Consider the following 24,372-nt stretch of genomic DNA (forward strand, 5'->3'; position numbering starts at 1 on the left):
AACTCATGGCTGAACCAATCGTCGCTGAACCACAATCCGAGGCTGAAGTGGTTCCCAAGAGTTACTTGGTCGCGTTTGTTCTGACGACGTTCTGTTTTGCCCTGTGGGGATTTGCCAACGACATCACCAACCCCTTGGTGGAAGCGTTTGGACGAATTTTCAATCAAAGCACCTTTGCAAGCTCCTTCGTGCAGTTCGCCTTCTACGGTGGTTACTGCTTCATGGCGTTGCCCGCCGCACTGTTCATCAAGCGATTTTCGTACAAAACCGGCCTGCTCGTTGGGCTGGCGTTGTATGCACTGGGAGGATTGGCATTCATTCCCGCCGCCAGTGTTGGCGAGTTCATGCCATTCTTGATCGCATTCTTCGTGATGACCTGTGGCCTGAGTTTTCTGGAAACCAGTGCCAACCCCTACATCCTTTCAATGGGCCCCGCCTCAACCGCGACCCAACGCCTGAACTTGGCTCAGTCGTTCAATCCACTTGGATCGATCGTTGGCATCCTCACCGCCAAATACGCCATCCTTTCGAACATCAATCCTTTGGACGGTCCCGAAAGAGCGGAACTGCCAATTGAAGAATTCGAAGCGATGAAGTTCTCGGACCTAGCCATTGTTCGCGGCCCGTACGTGGCAATTGGATTGGTGATCGCCACCATGTTCGTATTGATCCTGGTCAAGAAGATGCCACGCAATCAAGACTCGGACCGGTCACTCGATATTGGAGGAACACTCAGCCGGTTATTTGCGAATGCTCGCTATGTGGGTGGAGTGATTGCACAGGCGTTCTATGTCGGCGCTCAAATCATGTGTTGGACGTTCACCGCGCAATACGGCAAAGACGTCTTCGTGGCCGAAGGCATGTCCGCCGGAGACGGTGCGACGGCGGCATCCTCTTTCACGCTGTATTCGATGGTGTTGTTCGCCGTCTCCCGATTTGTCTGCACGTTCCTGCTGAAATACGTTCGTCCGGGCGCGTTGTTGATGGTTTTGGCTCTCGGCGCAATGGCATTGCTGGTTCCCGTCATTTTCATTGGGGGCAAAGTGGGCCTGTGGTCTCTCGTCGGCGTCTCGGGTTGCATGTCTTTGATGTTCCCGACCATCTATGGCATCGCCCTAGATCGAGTCGGTGACGACGCCAAATTGGGTGCCGCGGGGTTGGTGATGGCAATCGCCGGCGGATCCGTCATGCCGCCGCTGCAGGGCTACTTGATCGACACATGGTCGCTCAACTTTTCCTTCGTTTTGCCGCTGATTTGTTTCTTGGTGATCGCGATTTACGGCTTGTTCACTTCCAAGCCACAGGCTCCTCTGGCCGCTCCGGCTGCCTGAATGCGAAACGCCGGACGCCAGAATTGAAAACAGGGTTAGAAAAATCCATCCCGGTGTGTGACACTGGGCGGGCTTCCAAATCGGACTTGCGCCGTCGGGAATGATCGATTCATTCGATTGACCGACTCAGCCGGTCGCCAACCCGCTCCACACAAAACACTCTGACCATGTCGATTCAATGGTTCCCCGGCCACATGCACAAAGCTCGGCTGGAAATCCAGGCTGCGTTGCCAAAAGTGGATGTGGTGATGGAGATCATCGACGCTCGGATTCCTTATTCGAGCGAGAATCCGATGTTGGCCGACATTCGCGGTGACAAAGCCTGCTTGAAAGTCCTGACCAAATCCGATTTGGCCGATCCACACCGGACTGAAGAATGGTTGGACGCGTTGAACAGTTCCAGCTCCACGCGGGCTCGCTCGGTAACGACCGACGACGTGCCAACCATACGCCGATTGAAATCCGCTCTGATCGGCATGTGCCCTCATCGAAAAGGTCGATCCATCAATGCGATGGTGATGGGAATTCCCAATGTCGGCAAATCAACCATCATCAACTTTCTGGCCGGTCGCAAAGTCGCCAAAACCGGCAACACGCCCGCGGTGACCCAGCATCAACAGCGTGTTGACATCGGCGATGGAGTGATCCTGTGGGACACACCCGGAATGCTTTGGCCAAAGGTCCACAACGTTAGCAGCGGCTATCGATTGGCATTGATCGGATCCATCAAAGACACCGCGATGGACTACACCGACGTCGGCTTTTTTGCCGCTCGGTATTTCATGGAACAGTATCCCGATCGATTGGCCAGCCGTTTTGATCTCGAGTCGGTTGCTGACACCGAAATGGCGGTCATTGAAGACATCGGCCGCCGCCGGGGCTGCCTGGGCCGGAACAACCGAGTCGATCTGGAACGAGCCTCTCGAATCCTGATTCAGGAATACCGCACCGGCGGCTTGGGCCGGCTCACGCTCGAGACACCTGCGACGATGCAACGAGAACGCATCCTCACGCAAAAGGCGATGGTCGAAGCCGAAGAAGCCGCTCGCTTGAAAGACGAGAAACGCAAGAAGCGATTCAAGAACAAGCAAAAGGCCCAACGCAAATCTCGCGAGATGGATGCTTCGCGTCGCGACCGCCGCCAGTAAACCTGGTCATGAAAGAATCACTCGGCAATGTAATTGTTGCCGAACAGTCTCGCAGATCGGGAAAGCTTCCGAGTGAAGCACACAAGCATTCGTAGTGTGCTTCACATGCATGTGAAGCGGCACGGATCCGCGACACTCACTCCGCCGACTGAGCAGCGAACAGTTCGTGGAAGAAAACTCGCATCGCGTCCCACGACCGGTGGTCTGCCTTCTCGTTGTACGCCGCGCCTTTGCTGTTGTCGTTGCCGGCCATCGGCTGCGTAAATGAATGAACCGCATTGGCGTAAACATTCATTTGCCAATCGACATCGTTCGCATCGAACTCAGCGATCGTTGCTTCGATGTCTTCCTTAGGAACGTAAGGATCGTCAGCACCGTGGCAAATCAAAATTCTGGCTTTGATGTTCGCTCCGTCCTCAGGGGTGGGCGAATCCAAACCACCGTGGAAGCTGACAATGCCGTTGATGTCCGCTCCGTTGCGTGCCAGTTCAATCACCCCGGTTCCTCCAAAGCAGTATCCGATCGCTGCCACCTGATCCGAGGCCAAATTGTCCGCCTTGCGAAGTTGCTCCAAACCCAAGTTCAATCGGCGACGATAGAGTTCTCGATCGCTTTTGTATTTTCCTGAGAACTCTGCCGCTTCGCCCGTGTCTGCGGGACGAACACCACGACCATAGATATCCAGAGCGAAAGCGATGTATCCCAGCTCGGCCAATTGACGGCAACGACGACGTTCGTAGTCGGTCAGCCCCATCCATTGATGCACGACCAAAACCCCGGGCTTGCCCGACTCGGCTTTCGTACCGGCGGGACGCACACTGGTATCAAAAGCCAAGAATCCTTCCAGCACCACGTCGCCATCGTTGTAGACGATGGTTTGTGTCTGCACTTCCGCCTGTGCAACCGAAGCTGGCCCGGTCACACAAGCAAACAAACCAAAGGCGAGCAGGGCCGGTAACTTTGAAGAAACGAAGCGACGGACATCAAGACAGCAGCACAACATGAAAGATCCTCGGGCGGGCAATGGGCATCAAATACAAACGACGCTGCGATTGTAAAAGCAAAACCACCCCAACGAAAAGAACGTGAGAGCGGTTTCCAAGGTGGCGGCTTCTAGTATCGCCGAACCCGAGCGATCAACATCATGCCGACGCCAGACAAAACCACGTTGCCAATCCAGACTCCATACGGGGGCATGTCACCCGCCTTTGCTTGGTCCAAACCCAACAAGTAAAGCGGATAATAAACCAAGATCGTCGGCAGAAAACACATGCCGAACGTTGTCCAGTAATCACTGGTCTTTGCGACGATCGCCAGCGGAGCACCAACGAGCACGAAGAAGAAACACGTGAAACCTTCCGCCCAACGACGCCACGGTTCGGTCTGCAAACGGGTCAAACGATGTCGACTGGATTGCAAACTCGATTGAATTGCCGAAGATTTTTCACCGCCGATCTCGGCTGGTCGTGATGTCAACAAAGAGAAACCGGTGAACGCAGCGAGCTCACCGATTTTCGCATGAGTGCGTTCACGCTGGCGAAGTCGTTCATTTCGAATCAGTCGCAGCGGCAACTCACTCGGGCTTCGCGTGGAAACATCGGTTTCTTCCAACGCATTTCCGATTGGAATTTCAAACTGATGTTCGCCGTAGAAATCGCCTTGCAATCCTTTTCCGCGAATGACCTGACTATCAACCAATTTCAGGACAAGGGACAGACTCTCCTCATCCATCATCAATTGGCCTTCGCTCGCCGTCACGGTGAACGCGTCGTCGCCCTTGCCTCGAACGGTCACTCGAGGCGAAATCATTCGGCGACCGTCAATTTCGCGAACATGGATCGAGAAACCATGATCGGACGTGTAGGAGTGGTCGCGTTCCAACAACCGGTAGGCGATGTCTTCGATCGAGAGCAACACGACTCGTTTGACGCCGGGTTTCCCCCAGGAAACCGCCATGTCGCTGCAGTAAACCGCGACTGGGCTGAGCAAAGCCGCAAAAACGATTGCCGGCTGCAGCAATCTCAGCGGTGAGATGCCCGACGCTTTGACGGTCGAGATCTCGCCGTCGGCAGCCATTCGGCCGTAAACGCAGCAAACGGAGAACAACGCCGTCGCGGGAACCGCGTGCTGCAAGGAAATCGGAATCGCGAATGGCAATAACTGCAGGACAGCCATCGCCCCCAAACCCTTGCGAAACAACTCTCGTCCCACCGCGATCAGCAGAATCAGCAGCGTCAACACGACGAGCGCAACGACGAAGATCCGAAGGATTTCGAAGAGAATCGTGCGTGTCAGACGGGTTGGAATCACTGGCTCTGTATCAAAACAGCGGAAGCAAACTCTTTCAAGCTGGGAATTAGCAAAAATCGGCTGATCGGCGACAGATCAGCTCAGCGACTTCTGAAGGCGAGCTGAACGTCATTCCCCCTGGGAAACTGGGCGAATCGCTAAACGAACACCGATTCGCGAACTCGATTGATTCCGCTATGCAGGACCGGTAATTCGCCGCATTTCAGCTTGCCCATGCTGGTTGGCACGAATCCTGCCTCATTGGCCGCGGATCGGACACCTCATACTCTCATGATTTACCCTCTCAACCAAGGTTCCGAATGATTTGGATTGTCGCCTACATCAGCAGCGTGCTGGGAGCATTCCTGACAATCGTTGCGATGACAGTGATTCGCCACGAAGAACGCCACAACGTCGGTCGACTCGGCTGGCTAGGACTCGTCTTGCTCTCACCACCGATTGGTTTGGTGCTCTTCCTATGGCTGGGTGGCCGAAAAATCTCCGCTGAACATTCACAGCGCAAATTGGTCGATTTGCCAGCAGCGGCGGATGGCAGCGATCGCTCACGGTCCGGCTTGGAACGCATGCTCGAAAAGCGAGGTCTGCGGTCTCCGACGGTTGGAAACCAAGTCCGATTGCTTCACCGTACCACCGATGTCCTCGATGCCTATTTGGAGCTGATCGACGAAGCGAAAGAAGTCTTGTACGTGATGACCTTCATCATGGATGAACGAAAAAGCACCCAGCGAATCGTGGAGCGTCTCTGCGCCCGTGCTCGGGAAGGCGTCCAGGTGAGACTACTTTGTGACGGATTTGGCTCGTTCCTCATGTCCGACGAACAACTCGAACAAATTCGCGAAGCAGGCGGTCGTGCGATGCGATTCAAGCCGATGTCGCAACTCAGTCGGCTGGCCTATTTGAATTTCCGCAACCACCGCAAACTTGCCGTCGCCGATGGACGGCGTGCAATCTTGGGCGGAGCCAACTTGGTCGAGGAAGAACTTGACATCAACGAAGACGACGAAAGCTGGGTCGACATGAGCATCCTCATCGAAGGCCCTGCGGCGGCTCAGTTGCAAGCGGTCTTTTGCAGCGATTGGAACTTTGTCGCCGAAGAGGAACTGCCACCCGTCGACTATGAGTGTCCCAATCCACCTAAACATCCCGAAAACACCCGCATGACGGTGATGCCGATCGGCCCCGACGGCCCCGAGGAGATCCTGGAAGACTTTTGGAATTACGCCATCAATCGTGCCGAAGAACGCGTGTGGATCTGCACGCCTTACTTCGTTCCGACCGCGCAATCGATGAGGTGTTTGGAATCCGCATGTCGACGTGGCATTGATGTCCGCATCCTAGTCCCTGACGACAGCGACCTTGCTCCGGTTGATTACGCACGCATCGATTACATGGACGACCTGCAATACCTCGGTGCCAAGCTCTACCGTTATCAAGACAGCATGGTGCACGCGAAACTCGGCATCGTGGATGACTTCACCGCCGTGGTTGGTTCTGCCAACTTTGACGTCCGATCCTTCTTTCTCAACTACGAACTGTCGGTGGTCATTCACGATCAACCCACCATCCAAAAGTTCAGCGACTGGTACGAATCACTCCTGCCAAATTGCGAACTCGGATTGCCCGAGCACACGGCATGGCGTTCAACGCTGGGGCTTTGCGCGAGGCTGTTTGCATCAGAGCTGTAGCGTTCACCAATCCTGAGGACGTTCAATGAATTTGCCGCGATCTACACTGCATCGTCCCGCCAACCCGAATTCAGTTGCAAGAATCAGATCGATTGAGCTCAAGAAACCGGCCACAATCTGATTCAACAACTCACAACTCAGTCCTACCGTTGATGCTCTGGCTAAACGGATTTTCGTCAGACGAAACCGCTTACTCTCAAATCTTCGATCTGCATGTATTCAGAAACAGCCGGCACCCGAAAGACTCTCGGTGACGTCGATATTCTCTATCACGATGGCATTTACCATCTGTTTCACCTCGTTCTTCCGAACCACGATTTCATTGCGCACGCGGTCAGCAACAACTGCTTTTCTTGGCGACGAGTCGAAAACGCACTGTTCATCGGCGACCCGGGCAGCTGGGACGACTCAATGCTGTGGACAATGCACGTCAGCCCAAACCCGCATCGGCCTGGATCATGGCGGATGTTCTACACCGGGTTGTCCCGACGAGATCACGGTGCCAAGCAGAGACTCGGGATGGCCGAGAGCGATGACCTTTATTGTTGGACCAAAACCCCCGTCGCATGGGAAGATCGCCGATCGGCGTTGCCATACGATTTGCCTGGCCGGCCACCCCAACCGCCGTTTAAGCAGGACATGAAGAGCTGCTTTCCCCTCAGCCCCGATCGAGAACACTACGAGTCTGAGATTGACGAAGCAAGAAACTGGGTGTCATGGCGTGATCCCTATTACTACCACGAAGATGGTCGCGGTTGGTTGTTGGCCGCGGGACGAGTCAACCACGGCCCGATCGTTCGCCGAGGCTGCGTCGCGGTGATGGAAGAAGTTCAGCCAAACAAGTTCGAGCAACGCAAGCCACTCCATCACCCTGGACTGTACGACGACATCGAAGTCCCGAACCTGTTCAAGATCAACGGCGACTACTACCTCGTCGGCAGCATGCGTGAAGATGCGAAGATCAGGTATTGGCACACGGAGAAAATCGGCAAACCCTGGAGGACATACGCGGACAACGTTCTGTTGGCCAGCGGGAATTATGCCGGAAGAATCACGACGGATGACAAAGGGGTTCTACTGTGGAGCTTCTTCACACCAGGCGGTGCCGACCGACAAACCGGCAATCTGATGCCACCGCCCAAACGCATTTGTCGATTGCCAAACGGTCAATTGGAAGTCCGGACCTTCGAAGGTTTCGATTCGTTAGTCGAAAGTTCAGTTCCGGTCGAAAAACTCACTCCGATCAAACCGGTCGAATGCCAGTACGCTCGCACTTCGAACGACAACTCATTCGACTTGGATTGTGAATCCGGCTTTCAGTGCTTTGCGTTGGAAGAGGACCTCAGTTGCTTCCGCCTGCGATGCAACCTGAAGATGATGGACGAAGGCAAATGCGGCGTCGCATTTCGACTCGATCGCGAATCTCACGACGGATACTATTTGTCGCTGGACTTGTTCAAAGGCGTCGCCCAACTCCGTGCTTGGGGCAGCGGTCCGGATGGGTCGGGTGAAGAAACGATGCAGTTTCAAAGCCTGCAAGCCGGATACTGGGAACGAGAAATTCGCGGCGAAGTCGAACTGCAACTGATCGCTTATGGCAGCTACATCGAAGTGTCAGTCGGCGGGCACGTGCTGCTTTCTCTCGCGGACCAAACCTTCAATCACGGCGCAATCGGTTTCAACTTGGAAAGCGGCAACCTTCGGGTCACCGACGTTCAAGTGGAACGCTTCATTCCACCTGTCCAATCGGATGAACACCTCGCCAATGGATGATGCATCGCTAGTCGAGTGACCGTGCCGACCATGTGCCAGTGGTAAGTGGCATCTGGAACCGTTTGCCATCAAGCTGGAAGTTGAAGGTGGGTATCCGCCACGTTCCAACGATCCGCAAGCCGTCCCCGTCTTCAATCAAATCCCCACGATAGAGCAACTTGCACGGGTTCAAACAAGGCACCTGTCTAGGCGAACCCGGATGATCATAGATCCAGAATGATGGATATCTTTTTGTAAAGCGAATGCGTTTCGATATCGCCCAACCGCGAACAGTGGCAGACTCGGGAATACCTGGTTCTGATTCGCGAATCTCCCCGTCGAAACGTCCCAACCTTCGCGGGCGGATGATCAAATCAAACGCAGTGTCTGATAAACCAAGTTGTTCTGGCATGGAGTCATAGGAATAGACGCCTTGCCACGCAGCAGGAAGTTGCATCGGGGCGAATCCAGATAGAGTTGAGTGTTGCCGACTAGAAGTGAGCTGAGAACTTACCGGATCGGCATCCCAACTCGCTCCCAAGCGATCGCTCCGATTTGAGAATTCTCCGGCGACACCGAGAAGTTAATTTCGCGAGGGCGCGACCAGAAGATACGAGAAGCGACGCCTTGAAAATAGTCGATCGGAACAGGGCCGAGCATTCGGCTATCCATCGATCGTCGTCGAGAGTCGCTCAGCGCGAAGAAGTGGCGTGGAGGCACGACGACCGGCTGCATGTTCACCATGTTCGGATAGGTTGGAAGATCACCATCAAATGCTGCGTAAGGTTCGCTGATCTGCTTCCCATTTACGAACACGGACTCATCTCGAATTTCGATCGTATCGCCTTCGAGCGCTACCACTCGTGTCACATACTGTGGGCTGCCGGGGCCCTTGCTGTAGTACACCACCACGTTCCCGTAGTCGATTGCGTCGTCTCGAGAACCGAGCTTGTTCACCAAGATTCGATCTCCTGGTGTGATCGTCGGGTGCATCGACCCCGCCGGAATAAGAAAAGCCTGCGCGATGAAGGCGGTTCGCAACTCAGAAATCAATGACACTGGCCCTAGGTAGGCGAGAAAGACGAGTGGGTAAAGCCACCACCTCTGGTACCAATGCAGTCGCTGCTGACGAGCTTTCCTGGCACATTGAAACGCATCTACAATCAAAAAAACTGGCCAGCAAGCAAACGCAAACATCAACAGTTTGAATGAAACGTGGCCGCCCGGAATCCACAAGGCGATCGGTGCAGCGACGATCATGAGCACCAACGTCACAACGGCCAACGTCACAGAACGCTTGCCTCGTCCAGCGTACAACTGCCCAAGCGGTCCACAACACAGGCTGAGAAACGCGGCGATCAGTGGCCGTCTTGGTACGTGATTCAATTCGCTCATGTCGGCCGTTCGATGTCCATGGTCGTCGCGTCCAAATGGTTGCAGATTCAGTCACAGTACTTGTAGATCCCGTTTCGCCGCACCGGATTGGCTGTTTGTTGGCAAACGCAAGCAGCAGTCAGAGACTCGCGCAGCAACCAGAGACTCGTCTAAAGATTCGGCTGAATGCCACGAATCGTACCGAGCCACACTCCCGTTGTCGAATTTCGGAAAAGCATTCAGTTGAGAGTGACCAGCACGCCGCCTTGCCACGCGATGAGCGCCTACGGGGCATACAAATTGGTCACCGCAACGAGGACACCGAATGTCTCATCGAACTTGTTGTTGGGTCGTGAACCGGTAGCCGTTGCCACGCGGATGCACCTCAAACCGGCACCACCGTGGCGGGGCGGACGAGTAGTCTCGCAAGCCAGTTCTTCGCTCAAAATTCACGGGTCGGCCACTTGGGCTAAACTCGTGATTGTCTAGGTTTACTCCCAAATCTTACGCCCCCTCCTTCCGCGAATTGCAACATGCCCACCCACCTCCCATCCCGCCTGAAAAAGTCCATCGTGACAGGACTTTTTTGTCTCGTTTCTATCCCCGTTCTGCCAAGCATTTCAGTTGCTCACGACGGCGATGAAGGCCACTCACACGAACATCAATCCAACGACAGCTTCTACACGACACGCGCAAGTACGCAGGTTCTGCCGCTCGCCAATGAGGAGGACGCCTTTCATTTCGTCGTCTATGGTGACCGGACCGGTGGCGTGCCCGCCGGGTTGAAGGTGCTCGAACAAGCCGTCAAAGACACCAATTTGCTGTCTCCCGACTTGGTAATGACGGTCGGCGATTTGATCCAAGGGTACAACGAGAAACCCGAGTGGATGCGTCAGATGGCGGAGTACAAAGAGATCATGAATGAACTTGATGTGCGCTGGTTCCCCGTGGCGGGCAATCATGACGTCTACTGGCGTGGCAAAGGTCCGGCACCACAAGGCCAACACGATTCCAACTACGAAGAACACTTCGGTCCACTCTGGTACACCTTTCGTCACAAGAACGCCGGATTCGTCGTTCTCTACAGCGATGAAGGTGATCCGGTCACGAACGAAAAGGCGTTCAACGTCGGCAAGCTCCAACGGATGAGCGACGAACAACTCGAGTTTCTTGCTGAGGCATTGAAACAGCACGAAGGACTGGACCATGTCTTCGTCTTCCTTCATCACCCTCGTTGGATCGGAGGCGGATACACGGGGTCCAACTGGGACACCGTTCATGACATGATGAAAAAAGCGGGAAATGTTTCGGCAGTCTTTGCGGGGCACATTCACCACATGCGATATGACGGCCCGAAAGATGGCATTGAGTACTACACGCTGGCAACGACCGGCGGCCATTTGTCCGCAGACATTCCCGGCGCTGGTTTCTTGCATCACTTGAACGTGGTCACTGTTCGACCAGATGACATTTCCGTTGCCTCGTTGCCAGTCGGCGCGGTGATGGATCCGACCGAGTTCACACCTGAGTTCGTGGAAGAGGTCAATCAAGCTCGCAAGGTTCGACCGGTGATTACCAAAAGCGACTTGCTATTGAACACCGATGGATCGGCGGCGGGTCAGGTCGTCGTGACGATTAATAACCCTTCACCGCGCGACATGGACATCACCGCATCGATCGGTTCCGCGTCACGCGATTGGCTCAGCACGCTGGATCATGATCACATGACACTTGCAGCAGGTGCCACCGAAAAATTCACGGTCAAACTCCGGCGGCTCGCCGATCACACGGCGACTTGGACCATCCCTCGCGTCGAACTGGATCGCGTTTACGTCGGCGAAACCACTCGCATCGAACTGCCCAGTGTTTCGACCCCCGTCAAACTTCAACTGGCAGCGGTGCCGGCCGATTACTTCAGTGGTGAAAACAACCAATGCTTGGAAGTGAAAGGCGAACGCTCCGCAATTCGCGTCGACTCTGACTCCCTCGCCCTGCCCAGCGGTCCCTTCACCGTGGAAGCCTGGCTGAACCCCAGCCAAACCGAAGGCATGCGTGGTGCAATTGCGAAAACGCAAAGCAGCGAATTCGCAATCTTTTCCGATGAGGGCGTGCCACAGTTTGATGTCAACTTGGACGGCAAGTACTACTCTGCCAAGGCGAAAGACAAACTCACCGTCGATGAGTGGACTCACGTGGCCGGCGTCTTCGACGGCGAAAGCGTTCGGATCTATGTCGGTGGCAAGCAAGTCTCTTCCGTCGCGGCAAAGGGAACTCGAAAGACGAACGCTTACCCGCTCTTCGTGGGAGCCGACCCTGACAATGCCGGACAACCCACACGATCGTTCCTCGGCAAGATCGACGAAGTTCGAATCACGGCGGAAGCTGTCTACACCGGCGATTTCGAACCCGCCCGTCGCTTCGTTCCGACCGAAAAAACTCGGCTATTGCTGCACTTGGACCGTACCCTGGGCCCATATGTGCTCGATCACAGCCCCGCGGCGGGAATGGGGACGTTGGGTCCGAATTCCACGTTCACGGCCCGCTGATCCGGCCCGTGGCGATGGTCCTGGCTGCGTCGTTTGACGTAGCCAGCTGACCTCGACTGCTGCAACCGTTGCAACCCTCAACGCAACCTGCCAAAGGCAAGGTCCAGTCATTCGAAAATCTCGGTCGAGTCCGCTCGACTGAGAATCGTTGCCCATAGTTTCCGTGGCGATGTGCCCCGATCGCTATCACATGCGATCCACACGGCGACTTCAAAGCGACGACCCCTATGACGACCACTTTCCAACCGAGTGTCGAGAAGTTTCTAGCGGCACCTGAAGAACTCGACCAAGCGTTGACCACCCCGGACGACGCAGTCAATCCAGACGAGATTCTTCAGCGAATCGACGACACGCTCGGCCTCATCGCGGAAGCGAACCAGATCGCTTGCGGTGCATCGCCTGTTAAAAAGATTGATGTTTCCGTCATCGTTCCGATCCACAATTGTCGGGAATTTATCCCCGAAGTGATCGACCGAATCGACGAAGTCATGCCACCGGCAACCGAAACCATTCTGGTCGATGATGGCAGTGTCGACGGAAGCTGGCACTACTTGCGCGGTCTGCCAGAACGTTCCAATCGCACCATTCTTCACCGCCGCCGTCATCATGGTCGCGGTTCCGCCATTCGCATGGCACTGCGTCACACACGAGGGCACGTGGTCGCGATTCAAGACGCCGACATGGCCTACGATCCCGCCGACCTCCTCGGTGCGATCTGGCCCATTCTAGAAGAACAAGCCGAAGTCGTTTACGGCTCCCGGTCCATGCGTCGAGGCGGTTCTCACAGCAATAATTTGCGAGGCGGATTGAGCAACCGGATGCGTCGCATCGTCAACCGCTGCCTGACCACTTGCAGCAACCTGACAACGGGCTTGCACCTGTCGGACCTTGAAACAGGTCACAAAGTCTTCCTCGGCGATCTCATCCGCTCGCTACCGCTGACAGAAACCGGATCCGGTATCGACGCTGAAATCACGGCCAAAGTCGCTCGCGCCGCAAACACCGTCATGGAAGTGCCAACGCACTACTCCGCCGATCTGCGTGCTCCTGAGTATGCCCGCAACGCGAGAACAGCGATGACGACTCTTCGCAGCTTGATCGCTCACCGCAACGGAAAATGATCCGCTGCGGATTACCTGGCGTTTAACGAACCCCAGTCCCTGTGGCACTGAGGCTCTTCGCACTCCCTCTCAGACGCTCGGTCCTGGGGGACGGTTCTGAATGCTGAGCTCGTCCTCGGCATCGTCCCCACCGTACTCGAGCACGCTGTGAACGTGGTACGGCGACAGTCTCGCTTCGCCGCCCAACGCGACCAAATGGATCAAGAACGAGCAACCCACAATTTCTGCGTCGCACTTTTCCAGCAAACGCAAGCAGGCTTCTACCGTCCCACCGGTCGCCAACAAATCATCGACGATCAGCACACGCTGGCCAGGCTTGATGCCATCAACATGGATTTGTAGCTCATCGCTTCCGTATTCCAACTCGTAGGCGAACGAGTGCAAATCAAACGGCAGCTTGCCTGGCTTTCGAATCGGCACAAAGCCGGCATTGAGACGCATTGCCAGAGGCGTTCCAAAGATGAACCCGCGAGCTTCCGCGGCGGCGACCACATCAATCTTCTGATCCAGAAACGGCTTTGCCATTTCCTCGACCGAAGCGGTCAACGCTTCGGGATGGGCGAGCAAGGGAGTGATGTCTCGAAACAGAATGCCGGGTTTGGGATAATCCGGGATGTCACGAACGTGATGACGCAAATCCATGTGCTGATACGGTTTTCGTTGAGATGCGAAGGCGAGTTGATCACACAAAACAGATCAACCTGATTGCCGCATCCTAACGAATCAACACGTGCGTCTCACACCGGGCACCCTGTTCGGCACCCGGTCAAAAAGAAGTTTCTCGGAATCGGCCTTTCCAAATCACCGCCGCATTGACGCAGCAGAATTGGTCGACTCCTCCCGATATATCAAACCGCTGGATCGACTTTGGGAGCATCAAAAATGCGATTCCATTCGGTCGGCGCAACGACACCAGATGACGTCTCTCGCTCAGCGGCACGGCGGCAATTGATGCAGTCCACCGCGTATGGAATCGCTTTCAAGCGGTTGAGCGGTATGGGTTTCCCGCAATCTTCGCAATCGCCGAACCGGCCTTCCTCAAAACGTGCGATCGCTTCTTCAATCGCCAGCAATTCCCGGCTCTCGACCTCGACCAACTGACTGTTCAGCTCGTCTTGCACCGTATCCGCTGCGGCGTCCAGCGCGTCGCCGGTTTTCTGATTGTGAAGTTCTTGCAGAAGGCTCAAATCGCCTTCCAACGCCTTTCGAAGCGCGTCTCGACGACGGAGCAGCGTTATCCGAAGCGTCTTCAGTGTGTCATCGCGAGACATAATTCACCTCTCTGGCTGGCAAAGTGACCGAAACCGACCCAACAACGGCACTGACTGTGACGCACGCCGAGCCATTCAAGTTCACTCAATTGGAGCGTTCCTAGCTGCACACCGAGTAAAACCCTGGTTTCATTAGGGTAGATCGAAGAAAAGCCTTCCCCTTCGAACAAAGGGACCTTTCCAACGCTTTCGGGGCGCCACTGAGAAGAAATTTCCGGTTGAAAGGAAAATCACTTCGATGACAGCCCTAAAACCGACCAACCCCTCCATGGAGCGGAGTGTATTCAACCAGCTACTTCCCCCCTGCAAAGTCGACCGAAATCCGCAAAGTTTGCCAAAACGGAACAAATGCCTTCATGCCCCTGATCGGATCAACCGAATAAACAGAACCAAGTGGTGACTCCGAACCGCTTGAACGGCACAGAAAACGAGTCGAAACCGAGACAGATCCTCCCCATACAGGTCCGTCGCGAACATTTCAGACATGTTTCACCGTTCTCAAGAAAGCATTCCCGTGAGAAGGAACTCCGTGGTGGCAACTGACTCCTCGAATACACCAACACACACCGACTCCAACTCCGCAACCGCGTTCGCGGCTCCATCCCGATCGGAGTCTCCTACTCGTTCCGGTGCAGAAGGGTCCGCGACCAGTTGGTTGAACCAGCCACGTTATGCGACCGCGGCCGAGCCTCAAACCGCCGCAACGAATTCGCCTGCTTCTGCGGGCAGCAAGTCGCTCGGCGACCACGGAACGATGTGGAACCAAGAAGGCGCCATCGAATTTCGTGTTCGATGCGAAAACCACCCGACACGTCGGCTGCGTCTCGCCGGTGCTCGCTACACCTTGGGCAACGGCGTCGGATGCTCGATCCGCCTGGACGACCCAACGCTGCGTCCACTTCACGCGGTTCTGATTCGTGACGCACATCGCATCCTCATTCGTGCGTACTCAATCCCGTTGTTGATCAACAACGTTCGTGTCACGGAAGGAACGCTGCAACAAGGCGACATCCTTCGGTTGGGCAATTACGAATTCGAATTGATCCAAGCCAAGTTTGCCGAAGCAAAGCAGCCCAAGCCCACCGCGCACCGTTTCGCTGAATCCGTCCCGCGTCTTGCCTCTGGCAACCCGCAATCGATCTTTGATTCTGACGTCGAATTCCAAAAGGAAGCATCGCGTTGGCATAAGCTGAAAGAAGAAGCCGAGAAACACGATCGCTGGGTCCGCGAACGGCAAGATGAACTGAAACAACAAGCCGATCAAATCGAGGCTCAGTTCAAAGCACTCCGCGAACGTGAGGACGAGATTCGTTCTCAAGAAACCGCTGCGGTTGAACTGCACGCTGAATTCCAAGTTCGCCATCGTGACCTCACCGAACGCCAAAACCAACTGGCGGATCAACAAAACGAGCTCGAAAAGCAACGCGAAGACTGGAAAACTCAACAGGAACGCTTGCAGGGCCGTGACGTCCACTATCGAAGTCAAATCGAAGAGCTGCTCCTCGAAAAAGAAAACATTTCCGAGCGAGAACGAGAAAGCGAGCGACGACTGAACGAAACTCGCCAGCAGCTCAAGCAATCGCAAAGTCAAGCCGACGCAGCTGCTGAAGCGGTCACGCAGATGCGTGCCAAGTTCGCTTCGCTCAACGAACAATTGCTGGCACTCGGTGAACAACAAGAATCGCTGCAGTCGATGGGGCTGGAACGAGTTGAAGAGCATGCTCGTCAATGCAAAGAACTGTCTGCCGCTCGCGACGAAGCCATTGCGCAGCGAGAAACGGCTAATCGCGAACGCGATGACATCTTGGATCAAAAAGCCAGCAGCGACGCCAAGCTTTATGAGACCCAAGAAAAGTACGACGCATCGCTCAAGACCGAAGAATCACTTCGGGAAGAGATCGAGAGCCTGCAGATCGAAATCTCCGATGCTCGCAAAGAAGCAGAAGCACTGCGTCGCGACTGCCAACACGCACGCACAACGATCGGTGAATTAGAAGAACGAGTTCGCGAATCGGAAAATCGACACGACACGGACCGAACGTCGTGGAGCGACGAAATGGACGCCCTCCGCAACGGCGTCGACGAGTTGACCCTCAGCCTCGCACAGGCCGAACAACAACTGGCTCAACTCCGTGAAGACAACGAAAAACTTCGCGAAACATTGTCCGTCACCGAAGAACAACGCGACGAGTTCAAGGCCAAATACAAAACGTCAGAAAAACAACGCATTCGGGCTGAACGCGAAGTTTCCGAAACCCGTCAGTTGTTCGACCGGTCCAATCGTGACCATGACGACACGCTCGATCAAATCGAACGACTCGAGGAAGAAACTCGGCAGCTGATCAGCGGTAAGAGCGACGCCGAATCAAAACCCTCGGATTCTGAAATCCGCTTGGGCATTCTCTCCGCTACCGAAGCTGGAAGCTCAGATGAGGAGTTCGTTGAAGAAGAATCGGCAACGCAGAACTCCGCTCCAGCATCGATCGCCGAACTGGACACGCCTGAATCCATCGTCGATGGACCAGGTCTGCACGTCGCAAGCGAACCCGGCTCTGAGTCTTTGGAAGCAACGTCGACTGACCAACATTCTTCGGAAGAATTGATTGGCGAAGCGATGAGCTTGGTCCACGATTCCGAAACTGATCGCCTGCTTCAAGAAGCGGAAGAAAAAGCGGCCAGTTGGAGCACGCCAATTGCGGAAGAGACCGTCGAACAAGACGACGACGAAGATGCGTGGCCGACGTACGAAAGTGCCGAAGCGGCGAAGAGCGAAAGCGATACCGAAAAGCACACCGCTGAACCAAATTCGCTGGGTGCAGACGTTTCGTTGAGCCCAGACGCGCTCAGTCAAGAACTTTCGGAAACCGACACGAACGATTCACTTACGCCAGCTTGGCCAGAAGAATCCGAGTCGTTGCTGCTTCCTGAAGAACGCCTTGGAGACGCCCCTTCCGACGAAACGATTAACGAGCCAAACGATCTCGGCATCGATCAAAACGTTCAGTCTTTGGATGAAGTCGTCAACGACGATATCGCCGCTGAAATGCCCAACGAAGCTGGCAACGATGATGCATGGTCCACTGTGGCCGAAGCCGACGAAGACGATTCTTTTGACGACCTAAACGCTCAACAATTTGCTGCCGAGTTCACCGCTGCTGCACAAGAAGAGGCCGAGCAAATTCGCGAAGCTCGCCTTTCGCAAGAATGGAACACCGAAGAACACTCGACCGAATCCTCCGTCGAAGACTTCGTCGACCAAGCTGCCACTCACGATGAAGCGGCTTCGCTCGAAGAAGCCAACCCATGGGCAACCGCTGATCTGGATCAATCCTTCCCAGAAGAACAGCCATCGGGCAATGAACAGCATTCTTTCGATGCACCGGACTCCGACGGACCGGACTCTGAGTCACCGCTCAGCCTCGCCGACCAACTGATTCGCGACCTCAGCAACGAGAATTCCCCAGAGGCTGACGACCACTCGATCGTACACGATGAGATGTCGACCGAAACCGGCACCCAAATGTGGGACGGCGAAACGGACTACTCCGCCCAAATGGAAGCGGAAGTTGGACAACGTGATAGTGAGTCGGAAACTTACCTCGACACCAGCGACATTTCTCACACCCAACCTCACTCTTGGGATCAACAGGAATCGGAACAATCATTCGAAGTCGCGGATGAATTCGAATCGACTCTCGCAGACATCCAAGATGAACCCGCGGAAGCTGAACTGCTAAGCACCGAACCGGTTGCTGCGGAAACCGTCGTTGTCGCCGAATCAGAAGAGCCTGACGACGACTCGATCGAAGCCTACATGAATCGTTTGTTGCAACGCGTTCAACAACAATCCGGTGACGAAACCGCACCCGCGGCTCCGAAGCCAAAACCGGCACCACCTAAACCGGCCGAAACCCCGGTACAAGCCGAAAGCGTTGAACATGACATCGAACCAGAAGTCATCGAACCCGTTGATCCCAACGCGCCTTTGATTCCACGTTCGCAAGCTCCCGAACGCAACAGCAACCTGTCCGCGATGCGAGAACTTGCCAACGAATCTGCTCGAAGTGCCGTTGAACGAAGTGCCAAGTCGCAATCGCACAGCTCACGTGTTCAGGCGATGGTGAAATTCATGCAAGCCGTCGTGGCGGTCATTTGCGGAATCGCAGCGGTTGCTTTTGTTGCTCATGGCATGCTGAAGATCGTCGCCGCGGTTGCCGCTTTGCTAATCGCTGTGATCTGCGTGAAAGAGGGCATGACACTTTTGTCCTCCACACGCAGTCGCTCGCCTAAACAAGCCGCTGCCGAACTCAAAGACGAAGTTCAGGTCGCCGAAGTGGTGGAGTGATTCAAGAGCGTGGCGAACCAGGCCACGTCGTTCACTCATGAGTCAGAGGACGGATACACGGCCACACGCACTGGCCGTTGCTGCATCGCAAACTCAAACGCTTGTTCAACTTCGCGGAGCGGGAATCCTTTGCCAACCAGCTTTTCGAAAGGAAATCGCTGGTGGTTGCGTTTCAAAAATCGCAACCCATCATCCAGATCGCGTGGCAAGTAGTTGTGCAGCCCGCGAATCGTCAGCATCCGGCGAACGGCTTGCTCCGGAAAAAGCGCGACTGGGTCCGACGGAAACACGGATCCCACTAACACCACGCATCCACCCATGCGAACCGATTCCAAACAGGCGTTCACAGCAGTCGTCATTCCCGCAAAATCGATTGCGATGTCCACGCCGCGACCGTTGGTTATTTCTTGAAGCATCGCCTGTCGTTGATCCAGGGTTTCATCAACGATCAAGTCAGTTGCACCAAACGATTCAGCCAGCTCGGCTCGATCCGCGTTTGGGTCAGCGACCACGATTCGTGATGCCCCCGCTTCGTTCAATTGAGCCGCGGCTGTTAAACCAAGCATGCCAGCCCCGACGACGAGAACCGTTGCATTCTTGATCTGGTGAGTTTGATTCACCAATCGAAGTGCAGCCGAAACAGTCGCCGTCGCACAGTTGACCGGTGCAACCACTTCGTTGGTCAACTCATCTGGCACAGGAAAGATCGGTGTCCCCGCGACGAGCACGCAGTGTTCACTCAGTCCGCCGGTCGGATGCCCATGGCTGGCTTCGTGGCCGTATTTGAACAGTGAATCACACTTCTGATTCAAATCGTTGTTGCAATAGAAACAATGCTCGCAACCGACCGACATCGCCCACGTGATACGCTGACCGACTCGCAGCGGTACACCGTGGTAGTCGGCCGGCGTGAATTCCCCACGCCAACCCAAGACTTCCCCGACGATCTCGTGCCCAAGCACTCCACGGTCGTGTCCTTCCCTTCGTCCTGCGACTGTGTGCAGATCACTTCCGCACAACGTGCAGCACAGAACTCGAACGAGCACTTGGCCTTCGCTTAGCGGATCAAGTTTGCTTTGGCATGCAATGAAACGTCGTTCACTGGAATCAAACTCCATCGCGACGTTCACGATGTCAGCGAACGATTCTGGTTTTCGATCGTTTGGAATCACTGACGTCCCAGCCGAAATAGACATATCACTTCCGCATCATTTGCAAATGGATTGGCTAAGCAGTGTTCCACTTCACTATCGAAGTACAGACTGTCGCCTTTTGACAACGTGAATTCTTGCTCGCCGTAAAAGAACCGCACTCGCCCTTTTAGCACGGTCAGAAATTCTTCGCCCTCGTGCGTTCGCGGTTCACGCTCTTCGCCGCTGGGAATTTTCAATAGGAATGGATCCATCGTCCGATGAGTTCGCTCGCTGGCGAGTGAGTAGTACTCAATCGAAGAATCTGGGTCGCGTTGAATCTTCTTCCGTTCGTCATGCCGAACACAAACAATCTGCGGCCGATCATCCAATCCTTCCAGCAAACTCGATGTCGAGACACCTAAGCTACTCGCCAGATCAGCAAGAGCAGGAAGCGACGGTGTGATGCGAAAGTTCTCCACGCGTGATAGCCAGCTTTTCGTTTGGCCGCTCTTTTGCGCCACCTCGTCCAACGTCATTCCGCGATCCAATCGCAACTGTCGCAGACGCTGTGCTAACTCGACCAAATTCATTGCCTGACCTCGCGCCGCGGCATTATGAGGATCAGATGAAGAATCCTCCGTTCGTGTTGACTGAAAAGAAACATTGTTGCACCATCGCCAATTCGCGTCCAGGCTTCGCTCGGCAACGTTGAATTTTTCCTCCATCACAAACATCACTCCACGCGTGACCTCATGGCAATGACCACGGATGCTTCCCTGGATGGGAACGCAACGATCACGCGGGGCAGTGTCGTCACACGATGGTTGACGGGCACCAATCCAACTGCATTTTCGATCTACTGCATTGTCGCTGCCTTCGGCACGTACTTTTGCATGTATGCGTTTCGAAAGCCATTCACCGCAGCCACCTATGATGGGATGGTCGCTTTTGGGGTTGGCTACAAAACGATTCTCATCACCTCGCAAGTCGCCGGTTACACACTCTCAAAATTCGTCGGCATCAAGGTCGTCTCCGAGATGCCTGCTCGCTATCGAGCGATCTCGATTGTGGCTTTGATCACCATCGCTGAAATCTCGTTGCTGCTGTTTGCGGTCACTCCAGTTCCATGGAATTTCGTTTGGTTGTTCGTCAACGGATTGCCACTCGGGATGGTCTTCGGATTGGTGCTTGGATTCTTAGAGGGTCGTGCCGTCACCGAAACTCTTTCTGCCGGTCTCTGTGCAAGCTTCATCCTGTCGTCTGGCTTTGTGAAGTCGGTCGGTCGAACTCTGATCGAAGTCCACGACGTTGGAACGTTTTGGATGCCGGTGATCACGGGCCTCCTTTTCGTTATTCCGCTGTTGATGTTCGTCTGGATGCTCTCCCAAATTCCGGCACCTTCGGCGAACGATGAACGCTTGCGATCCAAACGCTCCCCAATGAACGGAGAACAACGTCGTGCGTTCTGGCGTCGTCATGCACTGGGCCTGACCGGCTTGCTCTCGATCTATGTTTTACTCACTCTGATCCGAAGCCTTCGAGACGATTTCGCAATCGAGATTTGGAGTGAACTTGGGGTCGAAAACGAACCGACCGTGTTTGCACGCTCTGAATTCTGGGTCATGATCGGCGTGGTCATTGTCTCAGGTTTGACCAGTTTGATCCGAAACAACCGCATCGCATTCCTATCGTCCATCGCGTTGTTGACCACCGGCTTCGCGATCGTTGTTGCCGCTGTCGCAGGCCAGACTTATGGCCGGCTTTCACCGATGACCTTCATGGTGCTGCTGGGCTTCGGGATGTACATCCCCTATGTTGCCTTTCACACCACCGTGTTTGAACGCATGATCGCGGCTCTTCGAGAAACCGGAACGATTGGCTACCTGATGTATCTAGCCGATGCCCTTGGCTACCTTGGGTATGTCGGCGTGATGCTTTATCGCAATTCGGTCACATCCGATCGCAACTTTCTGACGCTGATGAATCGAACTTCCGTGGTGGTCGCTGCGTTGGCCAGTCTTATCGCGATCCTTCTTTGCATCCACTACACGAACAAAATTCCTCGTCACGATTCGCCCGCTGGCGATCACGTTTAAAGATCAACTTCCTTGCCCACTCCGAATTCATTCATGACTTCCCACACCGCCGGCGTGCCTCACTCGGACCTGATCGTTGTCGGCGCGGGAGTCCTCGGTACCTTCTACGCCTACCACGCGTTGCGACGCGGGCTGAAGGTCACGCTGGTTGAAAGAAATTCGAAACCGATGGACGCAACCGTTCGCAACTTTGGTCAGGTTGTCCCATCGGGCCTTGATCGCGGCTGGCAAGTCCACGGTCGCGAGAGCCTTCGGATCTATCAAGAACTCCAAGCTCAAACCGAACTATCCGTTCGGCAACACGGAAGCGTGTACCTTGCCTCCGACGAAGAGGAATGCACGTTGATCGAGGAACTCCATCGGCTCAATCAAGAAGCGGAATACCCTTCGGAATTATTGACACCAGACCGATGCCGTATCAAGTTCCCCAATCTCCGTTCGGACTACTGCCGTGGCGGACTGTCTTTTCCGCAGGAGGTTTCGGTGAACCCTCGAAGGATGATTCATCATCTGCATGACTTCCTTCGCACGCAGAGCAATTTCGAATCACGCTTTGAAACCCTGATCCAGCACATCGATCCGGTCCGATCCGATCTGATTCATCTGCAGACTTCTAATGGCGAGACTCTTTCTGCGAACAAGGTCGTTGTCTGCTGCGGCACAGAGTTTCAGGCACTGTTTCCAGAAAATTTCCGCGCAAGCGAGATGAAGCTTTGCAAATTGCAGATGCTTCGGCTTTCACCGCAACCGCAATCGGTGCTTCCTGGCAATTTGTTGACCGGCCTTTCGATTCGCCGTTACGAAAGCTTCGCGGAATGCCCCTCTTGGAATGCAATCAAGGCCAACGAACCGAAAGACACGTTTGCTCATGCTTGGGGGCTACACATCTTGTTCAAACAAGAATCCGATGGCGGAATCATCTTGGGTGATTCACATGAGTACACCTCCGCCGACCAGCCCGCGGAACTCAACTTTGACATTCGTTCCGACATCAACAACGCTATCTTGATCGAAGCGAAGCGTATCATGGACCTTCCCTCCTGGGATGTCGAAGCTTCCTGGCATGGCGTTTACAGCCAAACCTCTCATCCGTCCGGTATCCACCTTGAAACCATTTTCCCCAATGTGCATGTCACCACGGGAATCGGAGGAAAGGGAATGACCAGCAGTGCCGGCTTCACCCAGCATCACCTCACCGAGCTTTACAATGATTGAACTCGTCGTCTTTGACATGGCAGGAACAACCGTCGACGAAGACAACGTCGTCTACAAAACCGTTCGACAAGCGATCAATGCCGCGGGATACAGCTTCACCCAAGAGCAGGTGCAATCCGCTGGGGCTGGGAAAGAAAAGTCTCAGGCCATTCGTGACGTTCTTGCATTGGACGGCACCGAGCATCCCGAAGATGAAGTCCAGGCAATCTTCGCCGATTTTCGCTTTCGACTCGCCGAAGCCTACGACTCGCTCGAAGTCGTCGAGCAATCAGGTGCGTCCGACATTTTCCGCGAGCTTCATTCGCGAGGAATCAAAGTTGTCCTCAACACCGGCTACGATCGTCCAACCGCCGAAAAACTAGTCCACAAAATTGGATGGACCATCGGCGAAGAGGTCGATGCATTGGTAACCGCTAGTGATGTCGAAGCGGGACGTCCCGCACCTGACATGATCTATCTAGCCATGGCGTTGACCCAAGTCACCAACGCAGCGTCGGTCGCAAAGATCGGCGATTCACGAATCGACATCGAAGAGGGTCAAAACGCGAAATGCGGGATGGCTCTTGGAATCACGACTGGCGCTCAAACAGAATCCGAACTGCTGCAATCCAATCCGACCGCGGTCATTCATCACCTTAGTGATTTAATTCAGCTGGTGGACCAAACCAGCAACGCGACGGTTTAGTGCATGGCGATGGTGAACTACAAATCGATTGATTCGCAAGGCAAACGTTCGACCATCAAATTTTAAACGAGCGAAAACAATGTTCGCGAGTTCAAGCGGGGCGTTTGGGGACGAACAATTCAATCAAAGCATTTGCTGCACAAAATCGTTTGATCAGGAGATCCCCAAAAGCGTCACTGCCTGAGCGTTCTTGTTCGCGTTCACGCCGACCAAACCGCTCTCAACATAGATTTTGTCGAGCACAACAGGGTCGACCTGCCGCCCTTTGCCCGCAACACCTTGTCTAGACCATTCATATCCGTTCCGCCATGCGTTCAACCCCCGTGCATCGCGGCTTATAGCGAGCCGCACTGCGAAACT

18 protein-coding genes are annotated in these 24,372 nt (G+C 54.7%); 10 read left to right on the forward strand and 8 right to left on the reverse strand.

What is annotated here, in order from left to right; translation table 11 throughout:
* Positions 1-5: 5 nt before the first annotated feature.
* Positions 6-1,331, forward strand: a complete 1,326-nt coding sequence (fucP, locus tag RB_RS11815; protein WP_164921904.1) for an L-fucose:H+ symporter permease — start codon at positions 6-8, stop codon at positions 1,329-1,331.
* A 167-nt stretch (positions 1,332-1,498) separates the two neighbouring features.
* Positions 1,499-2,479, forward strand: a complete 981-nt coding sequence (ylqF, locus tag RB_RS11820) for a ribosome biogenesis GTPase YlqF (RefSeq protein ID WP_007335354.1) — start codon at positions 1,499-1,501, stop codon at positions 2,477-2,479.
* Between the two features lie 136 nt (positions 2,480-2,615).
* Here the strand turns inward: ylqF and RB_RS11825 are convergent, their stop codons facing one another.
* The gene (locus RB_RS11825) at positions 2,616-3,482 is read right to left on the reverse strand and encodes a dienelactone hydrolase family protein (protein ID WP_164921905.1); all 867 of its coding nucleotides are present in this window, start codon (positions 3,480-3,482) and stop codon (positions 2,616-2,618) included.
* Positions 3,483-3,592: 110 nt separating this feature from the next.
* Positions 3,593-4,789: an LptF/LptG family permease gene (locus RB_RS11830; RefSeq protein WP_007324545.1), complete on the reverse strand. Its 1,197-nt coding sequence runs from the start codon at positions 4,787-4,789 to the stop codon at positions 3,593-3,595.
* A gap of 299 nt (positions 4,790-5,088) precedes the next feature.
* Here RB_RS11830 and RB_RS11835 point away from each other — a divergent pair, with 299 nt between their 5' ends.
* Together RB_RS11835 and RB_RS11840 are read left to right on the forward strand one after the other, a co-directional pair.
* Positions 5,089-6,474, forward strand: coding sequence for a phospholipase D-like domain-containing protein (locus RB_RS11835; protein ID WP_011120632.1), 1,386 nt, complete (start codon positions 5,089-5,091; stop codon positions 6,472-6,474).
* Between the two features lie 213 nt (positions 6,475-6,687).
* The gene (locus RB_RS11840; protein ID WP_011120634.1) at positions 6,688-8,247 is read left to right on the forward strand and encodes a glycoside hydrolase family protein; all 1,560 of its coding nucleotides are present in this window, start codon (positions 6,688-6,690) and stop codon (positions 8,245-8,247) included.
* Positions 8,248-8,254: 7 nt separating this feature from the next.
* Here RB_RS11840 and RB_RS11845 read toward each other — a convergent pair whose 3' ends face one another.
* Entirely contained in the window at positions 8,255-8,683 is a 429-nt protein-coding gene (locus RB_RS11845; RefSeq protein WP_011120635.1) for a hypothetical protein, read from the reverse strand.
* 53 nt (positions 8,684-8,736) lie between these two features.
* Positions 8,737-9,621, reverse strand: coding sequence for a signal peptidase I (lepB, locus tag RB_RS11850; RefSeq protein ID WP_011120636.1), 885 nt, complete (start codon positions 9,619-9,621; stop codon positions 8,737-8,739).
* A 512-nt stretch (positions 9,622-10,133) separates the two neighbouring features.
* Between lepB and RB_RS11855 the strand changes: the two genes are divergently transcribed.
* Positions 10,134-12,146: a LamG-like jellyroll fold domain-containing protein gene (locus tag RB_RS11855; protein WP_011120638.1), complete on the forward strand. Its 2,013-nt coding sequence runs from the start codon at positions 10,134-10,136 to the stop codon at positions 12,144-12,146.
* A gap of 227 nt (positions 12,147-12,373) precedes the next feature.
* The gene (locus tag RB_RS11860) at positions 12,374-13,267 is read left to right on the forward strand and encodes a glycosyltransferase family 2 protein (protein ID WP_011120639.1); all 894 of its coding nucleotides are present in this window, start codon (positions 12,374-12,376) and stop codon (positions 13,265-13,267) included.
* Positions 13,268-13,336: 69 nt separating this feature from the next.
* Here the strand turns inward: RB_RS11860 and RB_RS11865 are convergent, their stop codons facing one another.
* Together RB_RS11865 and RB_RS11870 are read right to left on the reverse strand one after the other, a co-directional pair.
* Positions 13,337-13,909, reverse strand: a complete 573-nt coding sequence (locus tag RB_RS11865; RefSeq protein ID WP_173401881.1) for an adenine phosphoribosyltransferase — start codon at positions 13,907-13,909, stop codon at positions 13,337-13,339.
* Positions 13,910-14,115: 206 nt separating this feature from the next.
* The gene (locus RB_RS11870; RefSeq protein WP_007324538.1) at positions 14,116-14,538 is read right to left on the reverse strand and encodes a TraR/DksA family transcriptional regulator; all 423 of its coding nucleotides are present in this window, start codon (positions 14,536-14,538) and stop codon (positions 14,116-14,118) included.
* A gap of 529 nt (positions 14,539-15,067) precedes the next feature.
* Here RB_RS11870 and RB_RS11875 point away from each other — a divergent pair.
* The gene (locus RB_RS11875) at positions 15,068-18,883 is read left to right on the forward strand and encodes an FHA domain-containing protein (protein ID WP_164922832.1); all 3,816 of its coding nucleotides are present in this window, start codon (positions 15,068-15,070) and stop codon (positions 18,881-18,883) included.
* A gap of 35 nt (positions 18,884-18,918) precedes the next feature.
* On the opposite strand, the gene RB_RS11880 is transcribed toward RB_RS11875, so the two are convergent.
* On the reverse strand, positions 18,919-20,079 hold the full coding sequence (locus RB_RS11880) for a zinc-binding dehydrogenase (protein ID WP_011120643.1): 1,161 nt from the start codon (positions 20,077-20,079) through the stop codon (positions 18,919-18,921).
* Positions 20,052-20,606 (reverse strand): helix-turn-helix domain-containing protein, encoded by a 555-nt coding sequence (locus tag RB_RS11885; RefSeq protein WP_164921906.1) that lies wholly within the window; start codon positions 20,604-20,606, stop codon positions 20,052-20,054. The genes RB_RS11880 and RB_RS11885 overlap by 28 nt, the downstream gene beginning before the upstream one ends.
* Before the next feature lie 162 nt (positions 20,607-20,768).
* On the opposite strand from RB_RS11885, the gene RB_RS11890 reads away from it, so the two are divergent.
* Genes RB_RS11890 through RB_RS11900 form a run of 3 tightly spaced genes read left to right on the forward strand, consistent with a single transcriptional unit; the run spans position 20,769 to position 24,012 of the window.
* Positions 20,769-22,112 (forward strand): DUF5690 family protein, encoded by a 1,344-nt coding sequence (locus tag RB_RS11890; protein ID WP_011120645.1) that lies wholly within the window; start codon positions 20,769-20,771, stop codon positions 22,110-22,112.
* A 33-nt stretch (positions 22,113-22,145) separates the two neighbouring features.
* Complete coding sequence (locus RB_RS11895; RefSeq protein WP_164921907.1) at positions 22,146-23,327, forward strand: TIGR03364 family FAD-dependent oxidoreductase; 1,182 nt, start codon at positions 22,146-22,148, stop codon at positions 23,325-23,327.
* A complete protein-coding gene (locus tag RB_RS11900) occupies positions 23,320-24,012 on the forward strand; it encodes a phosphonatase-like hydrolase (protein ID WP_164921908.1) in 693 nt (230 codons plus the stop codon). The genes RB_RS11895 and RB_RS11900 overlap by 8 nt, the downstream gene beginning before the upstream one ends.
* Positions 24,013-24,372 lie beyond the last annotated feature (360 nt).

It is taken from the genome of Rhodopirellula baltica SH 1 (genome assembly GCF_000196115.1).
Taxonomy (GTDB): Bacteria; Planctomycetota; Planctomycetia; order Pirellulales; family Pirellulaceae; genus Rhodopirellula; species Rhodopirellula baltica.

Coding starts and splice junctions, on each gene's coding strand:
- RB_RS11900 (WP_164921908.1), top strand. CDS start 23,320: ATGATTGAACTCGTCGTCTTTGACATGGCAGGAACAACCGTCGACGAA.
- RB_RS11860 (WP_011120639.1), top strand. CDS start 12,374: ATGACGACCACTTTCCAACCGAGTGTCGAGAAGTTTCTAGCGGCACCT.
- RB_RS11855 (WP_011120638.1), top strand. CDS start 10,134: ATGCCCACCCACCTCCCATCCCGCCTGAAAAAGTCCATCGTGACAGGA.
- RB_RS11840 (WP_011120634.1), top strand. CDS start 6,688: ATGTATTCAGAAACAGCCGGCACCCGAAAGACTCTCGGTGACGTCGAT.
- lepB (WP_011120636.1), bottom strand. CDS start 9,621: ATGAGCGAATTGAATCACGTACCAAGACGGCCACTGATCGCCGCGTTT.
- RB_RS11870 (WP_007324538.1), bottom strand. CDS start 14,538: ATGTCTCGCGATGACACACTGAAGACGCTTCGGATAACGCTGCTCCGT.
- ylqF (WP_007335354.1), top strand. CDS start 1,499: ATGTCGATTCAATGGTTCCCCGGCCACATGCACAAAGCTCGGCTGGAA.
- RB_RS11890 (WP_011120645.1), top strand. CDS start 20,769: ATGGCAATGACCACGGATGCTTCCCTGGATGGGAACGCAACGATCACG.
- RB_RS11865 (WP_173401881.1), bottom strand. CDS start 13,909: ATGGATTTGCGTCATCACGTTCGTGACATCCCGGATTATCCCAAACCC.
- RB_RS11880 (WP_011120643.1), bottom strand. CDS start 20,079: ATGTCTATTTCGGCTGGGACGTCAGTGATTCCAAACGATCGAAAACCA.
- RB_RS11825 (WP_164921905.1), bottom strand. CDS start 3,482: ATGTTGTGCTGCTGTCTTGATGTCCGTCGCTTCGTTTCTTCAAAGTTA.
- RB_RS11845 (WP_011120635.1), bottom strand. CDS start 8,683: ATGCAACTTCCTGCTGCGTGGCAAGGCGTCTATTCCTATGACTCCATG.
- fucP (WP_164921904.1), top strand. CDS start 6: ATGGCTGAACCAATCGTCGCTGAACCACAATCCGAGGCTGAAGTGGTT.
- RB_RS11885 (WP_164921906.1), bottom strand. CDS start 20,606: ATGAATTTGGTCGAGTTAGCACAGCGTCTGCGACAGTTGCGATTGGAT.
- RB_RS11835 (WP_011120632.1), top strand. CDS start 5,089: ATGATTTGGATTGTCGCCTACATCAGCAGCGTGCTGGGAGCATTCCTG.
- RB_RS11895 (WP_164921907.1), top strand. CDS start 22,146: ATGACTTCCCACACCGCCGGCGTGCCTCACTCGGACCTGATCGTTGTC.